This is a genomic window from Methylobacterium soli, assembly GCF_008806385.1.
Lineage (GTDB): Bacteria > Pseudomonadota > Alphaproteobacteria > Rhizobiales > Beijerinckiaceae > Methylobacterium > Methylobacterium soli.
This window is the reverse complement of the sequence record NZ_VZZK01000032.1, coordinates 1-12,449: the sequence shown is the minus strand read 5'-3', so window position 1 is coordinate 12,449 and position 12,449 is coordinate 1. Positions and strand designations below refer to the sequence as shown.

The 12,449-nt window shown below is 66.0% G+C and carries 13 protein-coding genes; 5 read left to right on the top strand and 8 right to left on the bottom strand.

The window, feature by feature from the left end:
* Positions 1–81: 81 nt before the first annotated feature.
* Both F6X53_RS24035 and F6X53_RS32615 read right to left on the bottom strand, forming a co-directional pair.
* Entirely contained in the window at positions 82–1,671 is a 1,590-nt protein-coding gene (locus F6X53_RS24035) for a DUF4214 domain-containing protein (RefSeq protein ID WP_151003054.1), read from the bottom strand.
* A 161-nt stretch (positions 1,672–1,832) separates the two neighbouring features.
* The gene (locus tag F6X53_RS32615) at positions 1,833–1,976 is read right to left on the bottom strand and encodes a hypothetical protein (RefSeq protein ID WP_191970967.1); all 144 of its coding nucleotides are present in this window, start codon (positions 1,974–1,976) and stop codon (positions 1,833–1,835) included.
* 20 nt (positions 1,977–1,996) lie between these two features.
* Between F6X53_RS32615 and F6X53_RS24030 the strand changes: the two genes are divergently transcribed.
* Positions 1,997–2,479 carry a hypothetical protein gene (locus F6X53_RS24030; RefSeq protein WP_151003052.1) on the top strand — a complete coding sequence of 161 codons (483 nt, stop codon included), beginning with the start codon at positions 1,997–1,999 and terminating at the stop codon, positions 2,477–2,479.
* 418 nt (positions 2,480–2,897) lie between these two features.
* On the opposite strand, the gene F6X53_RS24025 is transcribed toward F6X53_RS24030, so the two are convergent.
* Positions 2,898–3,236 (bottom strand): hypothetical protein, encoded by a 339-nt coding sequence (locus F6X53_RS24025; protein WP_151003050.1) that lies wholly within the window; start codon positions 3,234–3,236, stop codon positions 2,898–2,900.
* 146 nt (positions 3,237–3,382) lie between these two features.
* Here F6X53_RS24025 and F6X53_RS32610 point away from each other — a divergent pair, with 146 nt between their 5' ends.
* A complete protein-coding gene (locus F6X53_RS32610) occupies positions 3,383–3,664 on the top strand; it encodes a hypothetical protein (protein WP_191970966.1) in 282 nt (93 codons plus the stop codon).
* Here the strand turns inward: F6X53_RS32610 and F6X53_RS24015 are convergent.
* Both F6X53_RS24015 and F6X53_RS24005 read right to left on the bottom strand, forming a co-directional pair.
* Positions 3,649–3,831 (bottom strand): hypothetical protein, encoded by a 183-nt coding sequence (locus F6X53_RS24015; protein ID WP_151003046.1) that lies wholly within the window; start codon positions 3,829–3,831, stop codon positions 3,649–3,651. The genes F6X53_RS32610 and F6X53_RS24015 overlap by 16 nt on opposite strands.
* A 294-nt stretch (positions 3,832–4,125) precedes the next feature.
* Positions 4,126–4,365 carry a hypothetical protein gene (locus F6X53_RS24005; protein ID WP_151003042.1) on the bottom strand — a complete coding sequence of 80 codons (240 nt, stop codon included), beginning with the start codon at positions 4,363–4,365 and terminating at the stop codon, positions 4,126–4,128.
* A gap of 131 nt (positions 4,366–4,496) precedes the next feature.
* Here F6X53_RS24005 and F6X53_RS24000 point away from each other — a divergent pair, with 131 nt between their 5' ends.
* Both F6X53_RS24000 and F6X53_RS23995 read left to right on the top strand, forming a co-directional pair.
* Positions 4,497–4,691: a hypothetical protein gene (locus F6X53_RS24000; protein WP_151003040.1), complete on the top strand. Its 195-nt coding sequence runs from the start codon at positions 4,497–4,499 to the stop codon at positions 4,689–4,691.
* Positions 4,691–5,338, top strand: a complete 648-nt coding sequence (locus F6X53_RS23995; protein WP_151003038.1) for a hypothetical protein — start codon at positions 4,691–4,693, stop codon at positions 5,336–5,338. The genes F6X53_RS24000 and F6X53_RS23995 overlap by 1 nt, the downstream gene beginning before the upstream one ends.
* Positions 5,339–5,749: 411 nt before the next feature.
* Here F6X53_RS23995 and F6X53_RS23990 read toward each other — a convergent pair whose 3' ends face one another.
* The 3 genes from F6X53_RS23990 to F6X53_RS23980 all read right to left on the bottom strand — a co-directional run bounded on the left by F6X53_RS23990 (position 5,750) and on the right by F6X53_RS23980 (position 10,369).
* Complete coding sequence (locus tag F6X53_RS23990; protein ID WP_151003036.1) at positions 5,750–5,983, bottom strand: hypothetical protein; 234 nt, start codon at positions 5,981–5,983, stop codon at positions 5,750–5,752.
* A 420-nt stretch (positions 5,984–6,403) separates the two neighbouring features.
* Positions 6,404–8,653, bottom strand: a complete 2,250-nt coding sequence (gene mdoH, locus F6X53_RS23985) for a glucans biosynthesis glucosyltransferase MdoH (RefSeq protein ID WP_151003034.1) — start codon at positions 8,651–8,653, stop codon at positions 6,404–6,406.
* Positions 8,654–8,737: 84 nt separating this feature from the next.
* The gene (locus F6X53_RS23980; protein ID WP_151003032.1) at positions 8,738–10,369 is read right to left on the bottom strand and encodes an OpgD/OpgG family glucan biosynthesis protein; all 1,632 of its coding nucleotides are present in this window, start codon (positions 10,367–10,369) and stop codon (positions 8,738–8,740) included.
* Positions 10,370–10,689: 320 nt separating this feature from the next.
* Between F6X53_RS23980 and glmU the strand changes: the two genes are divergently transcribed.
* Positions 10,690–12,066 (top strand): bifunctional UDP-N-acetylglucosamine diphosphorylase/glucosamine-1-phosphate N-acetyltransferase GlmU, encoded by a 1,377-nt coding sequence (glmU, locus tag F6X53_RS23975; RefSeq protein ID WP_151003030.1) that lies wholly within the window; start codon positions 10,690–10,692, stop codon positions 12,064–12,066.
* The last annotated feature ends 383 nt before the right edge of the window (positions 12,067–12,449 follow it).

The window sequence follows — 12,449 nt, the reverse complement described above, 5'->3', positions numbered from 1 at the left end:
AGCCGTGACGAACGAGGTGGGCTGAAACGAAAAGCCCCGCGGGCCATGAGGCTGCGGGGCTGAACGCGTGTCAGATGGTGATTAGGCGAGGTGCCAGCCCTGCTCAATCTGACTGAGGTGGGTAGTGTGGGCCTCTGCGCTGTCCGAGAGCTGCACCGCCAGATCAGCACGCGAGGTGCCACTGTTAAGCCGCGCCGTCCAGAACTGTAGACCATCCGCATCGGCATGCCGCCCGAGGGCGTTCTCATATAGCGCGTCCACATAGGCGCTGTTGGCGAGGGAGCCGTACTTCGCCTGATTTTCTGGTGTGCTGAGAAAGCCCTGCGCAAGGCCGCTCAGGGAACCGCCGTGGTCGAGTTGATTGGTCCAGAACTGCAACCCGGCTGCATCCGGGGCGCGATCAAGCATGGTGTAGTAGAGCCTCGCGACATCAGAGGCGTGAGCGTTTGGCACGAAGAGACCGGTATCGAACACGGGCTTCATGTTAGCAACGTGCTCGTCCGAGAAGACAAGGCTCATAGCTACATCGATGCGGGGAGCGCCGTGGACGAGTTGGTCCGTCCAGTAGCTGCCACCGGCATCATCTGCACCACGATTGAGTGTGGATTGGTAGAGCTGCTGGACATAGTAAGAATTGCTGATCGATCCAGTCCTTGACTGGCCCTCGGGAGAGTCAAGCAGTCGCTGCCCGAGGTCACGAACTGAAATGCCATGCTGCAGTTGATCCGCCCAATATTCCAACCCTACAGAGTCAGGTGAGCGTCCGAGGAGCCCATCATAGAGTGCGAAGACTTGTCCACCCGCGCTGCTTACGTCATGTGTGACAGATCCGAACAACGATAAATTTGGGGCGCTGCTCGCGGTCCCAAAGAACGCATGGTTGTGCCCGGTGCTGTCTGTGTAGTACCCGACAATCTGGCCCAGATTGTTGATGTCCTGGATGGTCGTGCTAGCTGCGCCTGGGTATGTAACAAACGAGAACTCGTTACCATCTTCTACAAAACCAAGCTTTCCAAGCTGAGCAACAAACTGCCCGCTGTCGTTGATATCTCCAACCGCGCTGCTGGTCTGACCTTGGTAAGCAATCTTTGTCGCAACTCCGTCTTCAACAAAAACAGGATAGCTGTTATTGAAAGAGGCATAATTGGAAGATTTTTCGTAAGTTTTTCCAAGTACTATGCCAGGGTTATTGAAAGCCGATGGCAGAATGTGAGATTGGATTCCCGTAGATATTTGAGACCCGTTTTCATCAACAATTGTTGCTACAAAGTCAGATGACCTAGTGCTTAACACCGTCAAATAACCTAGAGCATTGCCTGCGTCATTTATATCGACGACAGTGAATTGAGGCCCAATAAAATTACCGTCAGGTGACTTAACTCCAATTTTTGTGTATAGTGAATCGCTTAGCTTGAATGAGCCGCTTTGATAGGAAGCGGCGGCGTCGTATGTTCCAACAATCTGTCCAGAATTGTTGATATCAAGCAGATCTGTTTTGACTGATCCGGGGAAATCTATCTGCGTGAACGCCCCAAAATTATACTCGAACCCATGAATATTTCCAGATACATCAGAGAATGACCCAATGACTTTCCCCGCATCATTGATGCCGTTGGCATAGGTCGATAAAGCACCCGGAAAATTCAATTCAGATAGGGCGTAAACTGTCACGGTCAGTTCCCTTTGGATCGTTCTATGAGCTTACCGACTCATAGCCCAAGCTCACTCCTAAGAGTCAGATTCAGTACAAAACTGGAAAGGGAAACTCAACCTCACGTAGAATTGCACCAGCCTCACGACCCTCCGGTTGCGGCCTCAGCGGCCCGGCATGGTCACACCTTCCTCAGCCGCACCGCAGGCTCGCCGCCGTTCTCCAGGCTGAACTCGACGCCGGTGAGCCGCAAAATCCGAGCAAAAGGCATTGCCATTTGATGATAGGTGGCGGACCTTCTCACCTCTCGTCGTTCCGCAGCCATGGTGCTTCCTGGAGATTCGTTTGAGGCGTTTTGGATTTGCGGCGGCGCTCTGTTTCTGGTCCACGGCAGCTTTGGCCGGTGGCGATTTCGGCCCCCTTAATTCAGTCCATGAGGCGTTCAACCGAGCCGCCAAGGAATTCGGTACTGACTCCCGAATGCTGCTGGTGACCTGCTCCGATCAGCAGGGGGCCTGTCAGTACAGCATCAGCGGGAAGATGATGGGCATCGCCAAGACTGAGGATGGCAGCAAGGGGAAGGCCGGCACCGTCGCCATCTTCTACGGCAAGGACTCTGCTGCCCTGGATTTCGTCCTTGCCCTCGGCGTCTCCATGGCGGCGTGGTCACCAAAGGCTGACAAGGCAGAGCGCGGTTTGGCGCTTTCCAGTCTGGTTGAAGCCGTGACCAAAGAGAGCCCGAAGGAGATCATTCTGGACGGGACGAAATACCGGCTCGTCTCGATCAAGGGCGAAGGTCTTGTGGTCCTGACGATGAACCGGATCTAAGACCACTATCGAGGCTGCGCGGGCCAAGAAAAGGCTTTAACGCTCGCCTCCTGCCCACTCCGGTCGCTTTCCCATCCAGGCAGGAGCTTGAGCCCATCGTTGCCCGCTCGTCGTCTCCTCCCGATCTCCAACCCGAAGGAGCACCTTTTCGGCGTCGTCGCGGCCAGTCTGCGAGCCGATGAAAGCCGCTGGCTTGCCATTGATCGCCTTGATTACCCGTCGATGCGCCATTTCAGCCTCGTTGCTGAGCAGCCTCATTGCCGCTTCGCAAAACCATATCGCAGCGCAACTACGTGTACGGGTGTGGCTTCGCACGAGTAGCCCTACCGTCCGGCTACCCTTTCTCAGCCGCGAGCCCAGCCCTTCGCCACTCTTCTCCATGAAGGTGACGCCAGCGGCTTTATGCGTCGCATGGCAGTCAATCCTCGGTCCCATTCAGCGCCATACGCGCCAGAATGTGGAGTACAATGCCGATCAGAACGGCTGCCCAAGTTGCTACGGCACGGTCCAAGCCAGTGCCGGTCCTGAGCCCTATGAGAGCAAAGAAGTCGTTTGCCAGGAAGCTGTTCGCCAAGCCGGCTATGACGAAGGCGATGCTCAGAGAGTTGAGAAACATCGCGGTCGTCCGGCGCCGCTCGTTGCGCGCAGCCTTGCCGCGAAGACCAACCAAGCCCCGATCGGCCCACGCCAGGAATAGGGCGAGGCAAAGCGGGCCGAGGATGAGCCAAACAGCATCCGTTGTGTTGCTGAACTGCATCCTTCTCCCCTGGGCTTGTTAGAACTGTTACGCCTTTGGGGCTTCTTCGACGAGACCGCAGATGACTAAGTTCAACCCAAGCCATCTCTTCCGCTTACTGGCGGAATCCTGAGCCCCGCGGCCTTCAATCGATCAAGAAAGCGGGTGTGGGCTTCATCAAGCAGGCGCAGCCGCCTTGCCTCTACGCTACTTTCAGCCGGCTTAGCCTCTATGAAGGCACAGACACTGCGATGCAGGTCATCAACCGCTGCATCGACACCGGGATCGCGTCGCACGAGGTCGAGCACGTCCATCAGGTGACCACGAACCTCGCGCCCCTGCGTGTTTACGTCTTGCCGTTGCCGGATGAGGCCGAGGGCGCTCTCGATAACAAAGATCCGAGCGCTGAGCAGATCGGTGAGGTCAGAAGGAATCATCGCTGCCACTGATCGCGCCGGATTTTCCCGAGCACGATAATCGAGGCAAACAGCGCAGCGGCAGCGGTGTCACCCAGCGCCACCTTCGGATCGTCGGGCTCCAGCGCCAGCAACACGGCGGCCGTGGCGAGAACAATGATTGCCGCGCCGGCGATCAGCATCTGAGTGCGTTGGTTCATGAGCGCTTCGCCTTCAGCTCTTCGTCAACGAGGCGGACGATCGGCGGATCACCAAGCCACGCAAGCACCGCAGCTAGCGTTCGAAACCGATGCTCCGTTTTCTGGAAAGGAGCAGGGCACTTGATCGCAGGCAGGTCGTCAAGCAACTCCACGCGCCAATTGCCGAGGCGACCACTGGGTTCGACGTTCCTCACGACGCTTCCAATGACCTTCCCATTAAGCGCTAAGTCGTAGCTGCCGGCCGCTAGGCAATGGAGCGAGTAGGGCAAGATCGAGTCCAAGAAGCATGGAGCATCACGTTTCATTGATCGAAGGGCTACGCGGGTGGCCGGTCGCTAGATGAGGTTCGTTGCTCATGGTCGCGTTTGGTGTTCTGCCTAGCATCCCCTTCGCCTGAAGATGCTCGATCAGCAACCACTCCATTAGTGACGCGAGTGACCGACTCTCAGCAGCAGCCGCCTTTTCACCGGCTGCCTTCACAGAAGGGCGCATGCGCACTTGGAAGATCGCTGTCTTCTTCTCTTCCAGCGCCATTGTATGTCGGACCGATTGACAAGCGTTGATGTGCTGTGATTGTATGTCGGTGCGTCATACAACGCAACGGCCCGCAACGGTGTTTGCACCACCGCGCGGGCCTCACCAGCAACGCTGACAGAGAGCGTCCCATGGCTATTATGACCACTAGCACGCCGGCTTCGGCCGGTGAACGCGCACGCCTGCGCAAATCCCAGCAGGGCCCCGTCACTCTGGCTGTTGCAACGATGCGGCGGGCTGACCCTGACCGCCTCTCGCCGACTGCCCTGCGCGATCGGCTGTACAATCGCCTGACGGCGTTCCTCATGACGGTGGAGCGCGCCTGATGGCCTACAAGCTCCCTATGATGGACCTCAGCGCCGTCGCGCAGCCGGTCAGCCGCCTTGTCGCCTATCGCGAATGGCTCGCCGCCGAGTGTCAGGCGGTGGACCTAGAGGTTGAGAACCTGACCGGTCTCGTTCTGACCAGCGACACGCAGGCCATCTACCTCAACCCGAGTCAGTATCACCGTCCCCGTGACGGCCACCCGCTGCCGTCTCCTGTGGACCGGGCTGAACTCGTGCTCACGGCGATTGGAGCCACCCGCAAGCAGGCTCCGTATGTCGGCGTCGAGGTCATCGGTCTTCTCGATGAACCCAGCCCTGATGCGGACCTCATCGCCTACTGCGTTGAGCACCAACAGGTAAAGAAGCGCATCAAAGAGGGCGGCATCTCAGAGGATGCAGAAGCCTTCAAGGCGGCCACCGAGCGTGACGACGAACTCTGTCGGCTGATTACCCAGACGCCCGCCCGTACCCGCTTGGGGTTGATGTGGAAGGCCAGGGTAACGGCTTACGAGCATGAGCTTGAGCGCTTCCTGACGTGGACTGCCGATGGTCCCCCGCGCTCTGACGATGAGCGCCTGCTGATCTCCCTCGTCTGGGACATCCTACAGGGCCCGGCGGCGGATCAGTGGACGGGTGAGGGCGCTTGATGCCCCTGTCTCACCGCCTCATCCTACGCCTCGCCCTCGGCGTGCTCTACGTCCGCATCGTGCTCTTGCCGGCATGGCTGGAAGCGCTCGCTCGTTGGGACCGCCGGGCTTCTGAGTTCGCTGTTGCCCGAGGAGATACGTGCGCCGCCGTGGCGCACCTAAGCCGGGCTATCGGGCGTCTGCAGAAAGCTCACGTGCTCGTCTCAGGCTTGCGTGGAGCAGCCTAATCATCCGCTTCGGCCGCATCATAAGCTGCCGAGGCGCTACCGCCTCACCGCACTGGGGCGACCCAACTTAGGACCGCTGCCAACCGTTCGGCTTGTGGCCGGGTCAAACCCGAGCAGAGAGGATTCCCGTTTTGGTAGACCACGAAGGTGCCGTCGCCCGCAGCGAGAACCTTGACCGAAGCCATTACGCGTCTTGGCCCGTGAGGCGCTGGGCCCTGGCCAAGCCGCTGTCGGTGATCTGCCAAGTCTCAAGGTCGGCGTCCACGCCGATGCGACGAAGATCGCCACGGCTTTCTAGGGCGGAGAGCCTGCTGTGATCACCGGGCCAAGATGAGTTTGGTTTTTGCTTTATGGAGATCTGGAAATCGACAGCTTCAGCAGCCTTTTTGAGGAGGCGTCGCTCGTGATTGACCAGCATATTCCCTCCATCCGCATGCAACGCAGTCGCAGTACTTAGGCGGAGACTGGCCCATATGGCTAAGCTTGGCAACCCTCTAGGTCGTTTCGATCGCTCATAACGGGCTGGCTGCAAGTTCGGCAGGACAGGGCGGTTGCTACCGCTTTTGCTACCCAACTCATTAATACGAACAGGGATGGAGAACGATGAGTGAACGCACCCAGGCCAAAATTGGCCTTCAGAACAACACGTTAGCTGATTGGCTGGGATTAAGCGGGATGGCCGAGAGCGAATTTCAAGACCGCTGCCTTAAACCACTCGGCCACCCTTCCGGATCCGGCCCGGCTCGGCCGGGAGGGGTGTGATAGCGGAGATCGGCGCGCGCGAACATCCGGAATCTCGCGCGCGCCGCTCGGCCGGGGCGGGGCGCCCCGCCCCGCATCAGGGCCTCAGGCGGGCGAGGCGGTCGAGGAGGGCGCGGTCGTGGAGGAGGGCCATGCGCTCCTTGGGGGTGAGCCAGGCCTGGGCTTCGGGGAGGGTCTCGGCCTCGACGACCTTGGCCTGGGCCAGCGTCCGCTCGGGGTCGATGCGCCCGCGCGGGCGCGCGGCGCCGGGGGGCAGCATCCGGGCATGGGCTGCCGCCAGCGGCGCGTCCGCGTGGAGGGCCGCGAGGGCGTCGGCGGCATCGAGGCCGGTCTCGGCGTTGCGGGCCTCGAGGGCGCCGGCCCGAAGGGCGATCGGGGGGCTGGCGCGCTCCTCGGGGGTCATCAGCAGGCCGCGGCGCTTCAGCGCGAGGCCGAGGCCGAGCTGCCCGCTCGCCCAGGAGATCGGGATCGCCAGGACGAGGCCGAGGATCGTGGGCGACATCCAGAGGAACAGCGAGGTCGCGATCGCGAAGGCCGCCACCCCGGTGATCAGCCCGAGCACCATGTGCCAGCGGTGGCGGCGCACGATGTCGCGCCACGGGATCGAGCCGTCGTCGCGCCGCTGCGGGTTCCAGCCGGTATCGCGCCCGACGAGGATCTGGAACACCGAGCCCGACTGGATCAGCATCGCGATGGGGGCGATCAGCGCCGAGAGCAGGATCTCGATCAGGCTCGACAGGAGGAGCCGGATCGCGCCGCCGCAGGCCCGCCGGACGGGCCCGTCGATCAGCGCCAGGATCAGCCCGAGGCCCTTCGGGGCGAGCAGGATGCCCATGGTCAGCCCGAAGAGCTGGAGCGCGCGCACGGGGTCGAAGCGCGGGAAGACCGGGTAGAGCCCGAACTCGCTCGTGAAATATTCCGGCCGCACATAGGCGGTCTGCAGGACCAGCGCGATGCCGACCACGAGCTGCGCCAGCCAGAGCGGGGAGGCGACGTAGCCGGCGATGCCCGTGGCGAAGTGCTGGCGCGAGGCGAAGGTCAGGCCCGCCGCCCCGATGATGCGGCTGTGCTGCAGGTTGCCCTGCGCCCAGCGCCGGTCGCGCACCGCCACGTCGATGAGGGAGGGCGGGCTCTCCTCGTAGGAGCCGGGCAGCGTCGGCAGCATGGTCACGGCCCAGCCCGCCCGCCGGATCAGCGCCGCCTCGACGAAATCGTGGCTCAGCACGTGGCCCCCGAAGGGCGGACGGCCCGTGAGGTCGGGCAGGCCGCAGGCCTGCGCGAAGGCGCGCGTGCGGATGATCGCGTTGTGGCCCCAGTAATTGCCGTCCCGGCCCGACCAGACGCTGAGCCCCGTGGCGATGACGGGGCCGTAGATGCGCGCGGCGAATTGCTGGACGCGCGCGAACAGGGTGTTGCGGTTGATGATCAGGGGCAGCGACTGGATGATGCCGGAATCGGGGTCGGCCTCCATGGCGGCGGCGAGCGCCACCACGCAATCGCCCGTCATCAGGCTGTCGGCGTCGAGCACCAGCATGTGGTCGTAGGCGCCGCCCCAGCGGCTGACGAAGTCGCCGATATTGCCGGCCTTGCGGTGGTGGTTCTTCGGCCGGTGCCGGTAATAGAGGCGGGCCTCCGGCCCGAGCCGGGCGCGCAGCGCCAGGAAGGCCCGCTCCTCGGCGATCCAGGCGTCGCCCTGCGTCGAATCCGACAGGACGAACCAGTCGAAATGGGCCCCGAGCCCCGTCGCCTCGACGGATTCGCGCATGGCCTCGATGCCCGCGAAGGTGCGGGCCGTGGCCTCGTTGTAGACCGGCATCACCACCGCCGTGCGGCTCGCGAGCCGGGCGGGACGGGGGCCGGGCCTCGGCCGGCGCAGCAGCACGAGGAAGCCCAGGATCGCCCCCGTGAAGGCGAGGGCGATCCAGGAGAAGTTGAGGGTGAAGAGCGCGAGCAGCACATATTGCAGCGCCGTCGTCCCGCCCGAGACCGAGACCGTCTCGTACATCTGCAGGGCGCCGTAGCCGGTGAGCAGCGCCGCCCCCCCGAACACGAAGGCGCGGGCGAGCCAGGGGCGGCGATGCGGGCGCGAAGGCCGGTGGCCGAGGCCCGGGTCCCAGCGCGCCAGGTCCTGCACCGGCATGGCGAGCGGCGCCTCGGGCGGCATCGCGGGCGCCAAGGATTCGGGCGCCAAGGATTCGGGCGCCAAGGATTCGGGCACCAAGGCCTCGGCCGCGAGCCCGGCTCGGGTCCCGATTTGGGTCTCGGCCTGGGTCTCAGCGCTGTCGGCGGGCCGGGGCGGCGGGGAGAGGGTCGGGGTCTCGGCCATGAATCTTCCGGGGTCTCGTCAATCGTCCAGGGTCTCGGGGCGGGGCCGGCGGGCGGGGCCAGCGGGCGGGGCTCGGCGCGAACCTCACGGGGTCCAGCGATAGAGCCAGGTCTCGGTGACGGCGCGGCCGCCGCGGGCGAGGGTGAGGCGCAATTCGCAGGCCCGCTCGCCGCCGGGATCGAGCTCGAAGGCGACCCGCACGGTCCTGCGCTCGGGATAGGCGTAGAGGGTCTGGCGGGCGATGCCGCCGGGGCTCGCGCCGAGGACGATGTCGAGGCCGCCCTCCGGGGAGAACAGCCCCTCGCCGGTGAAGTCGACGAGGAAGAGCCGGCGGGTGCCGCCGCTGCCATGGCCGCTGCGGGTGCCGGTGACCCGGGCGACGGGGGGCCGCTCCGGCGGTTCCCAGCACCAGAACTGGCGATAGGCGAAGCGGGTCTCGGCCCCGGCCGCGAGGGCGGTCTTGGGGCGCCAATAGGCCAGGATGTTCTCGTTGAACTCGGAATCGCTCGGGATCTCCAGGAGCGTCACGGCGCCCTCGCCCCAGGGGCCGAGCGGCTCGAGCCAGAGGGAGGGCCGCCACTCCCAGTGCTGCACGTCGTCCTCGAAATCGTCGTAGGCGCGGGCGCGCTGCATCAGCCCGAACCCCTTCGGCTCGGCATCCAGGAAGGAGGAGATCTGCAGGGTGTCGGGGTTGTGCACCGGGCGCCAGATCGCCTCGTCGGCGCCGTTGCGGATCTGCAGGCCGCCGGCCGCGTGGGCGGCCGCGCGGGCATCGTCGGTGCCGCGCCGGTCGTGGGGGCCGAACAGGTAGCTCGCCTGCATGCCGCCGAGGCCGAGATGATCGATGGCGCGGCGCGGGAAGATCGTGCCCTCGATGTCGGCGAGCGAGACCTCGCCCGGGCGCAGGCTCATGCGCAGGGCCCCGGCGCAGGATTCGGAATCGATCAGGGCATGCACCACGATGGCGCCGCCGGGGCGCGGGCGCTCGATCCAGAAGGCGCGAAACAGCGGGAATTCCTCGCCGCGGGCATCGGCGGGGCGGAGCGTGAGGGCGCGCGCCGTGATGCCGAACCCCTGGCCCTTGGCCAGCAGCCGGAAGAACGAGGCGCCCTGGAACACGGCGAAATCCGCGAGGTCTCCGCCGTCGAACCGGGCCCGCAGGCGAAAGCCCGAATAGCCCGGATCCGCACCGAATTCGGGGAGCACGATGCCGCCGGTCTCGAAGCGGGCGCGGTCGTAGGGCAGGGCCCGCACCACGCCGTCCTCCACCAGGGCGAGGGTCACCCGGCCGGTGAAGATCGAGCCGCGATGCAGGGGCTCCAGGGTGAATCCGAGCCCGTCCTCGGCCCAGACCGCGCTGCCGGGGGCGGCCCGGATGGCGCCGTATTGCTCGCGGCTGAGGGTCTTCAGGGAGGCCGGCAGGTCGTCGCTGCGGGGGGCCGCGTAGGGGGCGGCGGCGAGCGCCCGGGCGAGCTCCACCACGGTGGCGGAATCGAGGGCGGCGCCGGGGGCGGGCAGGGCCGGGGTCTCGGCGGCGCGCGCCGGCCCGGCCCATCCCGTGAGGCCCGCTGTCCATGAGCCCGCCGCCCCGCCGGCGAGGCGCAGCAGCGCCCGGCGGGTGGGATCCGGGTATCCTGTGCTCACGGGATCGAAGGCCCTGTCCGCGGTCCGGATCCCGTACGGGGAAGCGGACGAACCATCTCTCGGCAGCGTCATGCGCCCTTCATGCAAGGTTGGGGGCGCCCGGGGCAGCCGCGCCGGGCCTCCGGCAGCGTCGGGCGCCGATTGTCACGTGCCGGAACCCTCTAGCATGCCCCCGCCTGAACCCGGAGTTAAGGATTCGGCCCGTCACTGGGCGGCCTGGGTCCGGTTCCGCACGCAAGGCCCGGGGCCGGCCTTGGGGGGCCGGTTTTGCGGAGCCGGTTTTGCGCGGCCGGCGCGATCGGATAAATTCCGGCCGGATCGGTCAAGCTCGGGGCCGGTCGCGCGCCGGGCCGGACCCGGCATCCGGACGGCAACAGGACGCAAGGACGGCGATGACGACAGAGACGGGGCGCCGCAGCCTCACGGCGATCGTGCTCGCGGCCGGAATGGGCACGCGGATGCGCTCGAAGCGCCCCAAGGTCCTGCACGCCATCGCGGGGCGCAGCCTGCTCGGCCACGTGCTGACGGCGCTCCGGGAGGCGGGGGCCGACCGCATCGCGGTGGTGGCGGAGCCGGGCCGGGACGACGTCGCCCGCGAGGCGCAGGCGATGGCGCCGGGCGCCCGCCTCTACCCGCAGGCCGAGCGCCTCGGCACCGCCCACGCGGTGCTGGCCGCCCAGGCGGCTTTGGCGGAGCCGGTCGACGACGTGGTGGTGGCCTTCGGGGACACGCCGCTCATCACCGGCGAGACCCTGCGGCGCTTGCGGGCGCCGCTCGCCGAGGGCGCGGCGGTCGCGGTCCTGGCCTTCGAGGCGGCGGACCCGACGGGCTACGGCCGGGTGCTGACGGAGGGCCGGCGGGTGCTGGCGATCCGCGAGCACAAGGACGCCACCGAGGCCGAGCGCGCGGTCCGCCTGTGCAATGCCGGCCTGATGGCGCTCTCCGGCGCGCAGGCCCTGGCGCTGCTCGCGCGCATCGGCAACGCCAACGCGGCCGGCGAGTATTACCTGCCCGACGCGGTGGCGCTCGCGGTGGCGGACGGCCTCGCCGTCGCGGTGGTGCCGGTGGCGGAGGCGGAGGCGCAGGGCGTCAACGACCGGGCCCAGCTCGCCGTGGCGGAGGCCGAGATCCAGGCGCGGCTGCGCCGGGCGGCCCTCGTCGGGGGCGCGACCCTGATCGCGCCCGAGACGGTTTTCTTCAGCGCCGACACGGTGTTGGGGCAGGACGTTGTGGTGGAGCCTCACGTGGTGTTCGGGCCCGGGGTCACGGTCGGGGACGATTGCGTGATCCACGCCTTCTCGCATCTCGAAGGGGCGCGCCTCGCGGCCGGGGTCAGCATCGGCCCCTATGCGCGGCTGCGGCCGGGCGCCGTGCTGGAGGCGGGGGCGCGCATCGGCAACTTCGTCGAGGTGAAGAACGCGACCCTGCGCGCCGGCGCCAAGGCCAACCACCTGACCTATCTGGGCGATGCCGAGATCGGGGCCGGCGCGAATGTCGGGGCCGGCACCATCACGTGCAATTACGACGGGGTGAACAAGCACCGCACCACGATCGGGGCGGGCGCCTTCATCGGCTCGAATTCGGCCCTGGTCGCCCCCGTGCGCATCGGCGACGGCGCCTACGTGGCCACGGGCTCGGTCATCACCGACGACGTGCCGGACGATGCCCTCGCGATCGCGCGCGGGCGCCAGGCCGTCAAGGCCGGCTGGGCCGAGCCGAAGCGCGCGGCGATGCGCGCCGAGAAGGACGCGCGGTCGAAAAAAACCTAGACCGGAGAGCGGCTTGCCGAGCGATCTTTGCGCATCGCCCGAAGGGCAGGGCGGTCCGGTGCAGGGTCGCGGCCGCCGGAGGGCTGGCTTCCTGCCGTCCCGATCCGGTACAAGCTGAGCGGCGGACCGGCCTTCCGGCCCGGAGCTTGCGCGTGTGGCGACTGTCTCAGCCGGGGATTCCCGGTCGGGCCCATCCGGGTTGGCCATGCCGGCAGCATCACGAGGTTGAAGAGACGAGCATGTGCGGCATCGTAGGCATCGTCGGGCGCGACGCGGTGGCAGGCCAGGTGATCGAGGCGCTTCGGCGCCTGGAATATCGCGGCTACGACTCGGCCGGGATCGCGACCCTGGAGGACGGGCGCCTGGAGCGCCGGCGCGCCGAG